This is a genomic window from Micromonospora fulviviridis (assembly GCF_014648395.1).
GTDB lineage: Bacteria > Actinomycetota > Actinomycetes > Mycobacteriales > Micromonosporaceae > Micromonospora > Micromonospora fulviviridis.
Map to the genome: position 1 here is coordinate 1 of NZ_BMRA01000033.1, position 735 is coordinate 735.

At 67.9% G+C, this 735-nt stretch carries 1 protein-coding gene; it reads right to left on the reverse strand.

What is annotated here, in order from left to right:
• Nucleotides 1-188 (reverse strand): hypothetical protein (locus tag IEY96_RS33070; protein ID WP_229792024.1); only part of this gene is annotated, 188 nt, incomplete at its 3' end.
• Nucleotides 189-735 lie beyond the last annotated feature (547 nt).

Consider the following 735-nt stretch of genomic DNA (forward strand, 5'->3'; position numbering starts at 1 on the left):
CCGTCCGGGTCCCACTCACCACGGTCCCGGCCCTCCTCACCCTTCTTGTCCTTGTCCTTGCCGTCCCGGCCGTGCTCGTCGTCCCGGGCCTCCGAGCCCTCGGCGTCGTCACTGGTGAGCTGGGCGGTCGACCACTTCACGTCGGCGAGCCGGTGAGGGCCCGTGACCCCGGTGGTCGCGTAGGCCACGCCCGCGAGGCTGACCGCTCCCGTCAGGCCCACGACCCCGGTGGCGAGCCACAGCCGGCGACGCCGGAGGGGGGAAACCTTCTCACGGGAAGCGTCATCGTTATTGCGAAGGTAGTTGGACATCGGAGCTCTCTGCCCTCTCCTTGTACCCGACAAGGTCGCTTCGCCACAGCGAGGCGGCCTCCGCTACAAATCGGTTGTAGCTGCTGAAGACCAACGTATGAGAAGCTTCTTCACCTCGCGCCCATATACGAAAAAAACCCGCATAAGGGGTGGGCCAGCGCGGCGGGATCCAGAGGGAACCGCAGGTGCGGGAGGGCGTCCGGTAGGCGAAGGGGGCTCGCGGAGGCGTAAGAGGCCGCCGGTCGCCATGGAGGGCCCGTACCGGACGGGACCGCGACGAACCACCCGGCGGGGACGCGGGGGGCAGGGGAGTCCCTCCCCGCCGTGGCGCGGCGGAAAGGGACTCCCCGGGTTATGTGGTGGTTCAGTTGAAGCAGTCTTCGACGGTGTTGGCGCAGTTGGTGGGGTCGTTGTTGGTGATGGT